At 73.0% G+C, this 1,976-nt stretch carries 2 protein-coding genes; both read right to left on the bottom strand.

Going from position 1 to position 1,976, the window contains the following annotated elements; genetic code table 11:
• Nucleotides 1-12 precede the first annotated feature (12 nt).
• Complete coding sequence (locus GVL05_RS20315) at nt 13-126, bottom strand: Rax2 family protein (RefSeq protein WP_240347339.1); 114 nt, start codon at nt 124-126, stop codon at nt 13-15.
• Nucleotides 126-1,976: glutamine--fructose-6-phosphate transaminase (isomerizing) (glmS, locus tag GVL05_RS19730; protein ID WP_235036086.1), on the bottom strand; the 1,851-nt coding region annotated here is incomplete at its 5' end. The genes glmS and GVL05_RS20315, both read right to left, overlap by 1 nt.

The following is a 1,976-nucleotide window of genomic DNA, read 5'->3' as shown; positions in this document are numbered from 1 at the left end:
CGCCCGCCCGGCTCAGCCCAGGACGGTCGGCCCGGCCACCACGACGACGAGCACCGTCGTCATGGCGATCGCGAACGCCGTGAGCACGACCAGGAACGTCGTCAGGTGGTTCATCCGACCGCGCATCACTCGACCGTCACCGACTTCGCCAGGTTGCGCGGCTTGTCGACGTCGCAGCCGAGCTGCAGCGCGAGTTCGCGGGCGAGCATCTGCAGCGGCACGACGGCCTCGAGCGGACCCCACGGCGCCGCCATGGCGCCCCAGGCGAGTTCGCCGGTGCCGCGGCTGCCGAGCGCCGGGATGTCGGAGCCTTCGCCGCCGATGGTGATGACGAACCCGCCGCGGGCCCGGACCTCGGCGATCGCCGACTGGATCTTCGGCTCCCCGTGGTCGATCACGACGACGGGGGTGCCCTCGTCGACGAGGGCGAGCGGGCCGTGCTTCAGCTCGCCCGCGGGGTACGCCTCGGCCCAGCGGTAGCTGAGCTCCTTGAGCTTGAGTGCGCCCTCGGCGGCGTACGGCAGGCCCGCACCGCGGCCGAGGAACAGGAAGCCGGTGGCCTCCTTGACGCTCGACACCAGGAGCGGCATCCGGTCGGCGGACACCTGCGTGGCGTGCTCGATGCGTGCCGGCAGGTCGAGCAGTTCGTCGACGAGCGCGTGGGCACGTGCGACCTCGATGCGGCCGGACGCCACGAGTGCGGAGATCACCGCGGCGACCCCGACGACGACCTGCGCGGTGAACGTCTTCGTCGCGGCGACACCGATCTCCGGGCCGGCGTGGCAGTCGAGCACGGCGTCGGCGCGACGGGCCAGCGAGGAGTGCATGTTGTTCGTCAGCGCGAGCACCGGGTGGCGGTCCTCGAAGCGGTCGAGCGCGCGGAGGACGTCGGCGGTCTCGCCGGACTGGCTGATCGCGACGACCAGGGTGTCGGGGCCGAGCACGGCCTGGTCGGCCTCACTGGCGACGACGATGTCGGTGGGGACGCCGCCGATGCCGCGCAGCGCGGTGGCGATCACCTGGCCGGCGTTGAGCGAGGTGCCGCAGGCGACGATCGCCAGGCGCTGGAAGGCGGGCAGCCCGAGGCCGACCCACATGCTGCCGTCAGCGGTGCGGCGGGCGATGCGGTCCAGGATCGTGCTGACGACGTCGGCCTGCTCGCCGATCTCCTTCGCCATGTGGTCGGGGTGGTCGCCGAGGTCCAGCGCGGTGGCGGCGAACGGCGACGGGGTGGGGAACGGCACGGGGACGGTGATCCCGTTCGACGACCAGGTCCAGGCCTCGCCGAGCTCGACGACGTCACCGTCGCGGAGCGCCACGAAGGTCTCGCACCACTCAGCGATCGCACCGATGTCGCTCGCCACGAAGTCGCCGCGGGCGGACCGGGCGACGACGAGCGGGGAACGGTCCGCGGCCACGACCATCCGGCCGTCGCGGGCGTCGAGGACGACGATCGCCCACGACCCCTCGAGCTGCGCGGTCGCGATCTGCACGGCGAGCATCAGGTCCGGGTCGACGGCCAGGGCGCGCTCGACGAGGTGCGCGATGACCTCGGAGTCGACCTCGGAGCGGAACCGGTGGCCCTGCGCCGTGAGCATGTCGCGCAGGCGGTCGGCGTTCTCGATGATGCCGTTGTGCACGATGCTGATCCGGCGTGAGCAGTCGGCGTGCGGGTGGGCGTTCGCCTCGCGCACGGCACCGTGCGTGGCCCAGCGGGTGTGGCCGATGCCGACGCCGGTCAGGGCGTCGCCGGACCGGGCCGCCACGAGCGTGCGCAGGTCCCCGACGCGGGAGACCGAGCGGATCGTCTCGGTGCGTCCGGCGGCGGTCCGGACGGCGATGCCGGCGGAGTCGTAGCCGCGGTACTCGAGTCGTTCGAGTCCGTCGAGCAGGTAGGGCGTCGCGTGGTCAGACACGCGGGCCGCGATGATGCCGCACATCGGCTGTCCCTTCGGGGGAACGGGGTGGGGGAGTGG

This window comes from Curtobacterium sp. 18060 (assembly GCF_902706105.1).
Taxonomy (GTDB): Bacteria; Actinomycetota; Actinomycetes; order Actinomycetales; family Microbacteriaceae; genus Curtobacterium.
The sequence above is the reverse complement of the archived record's forward strand: the minus strand, read 5'-3'. Positions and strand labels throughout refer to the sequence as shown.

What these genes read in the sequence shown, in the direction of transcription:
- GVL05_RS20315 (WP_240347339.1), bottom strand. Translation starts at nt 126, where the DNA reads ATGCGCGGTCGGATGAACCACCTGACGACGTTCCTGGTCGTGCTCACG.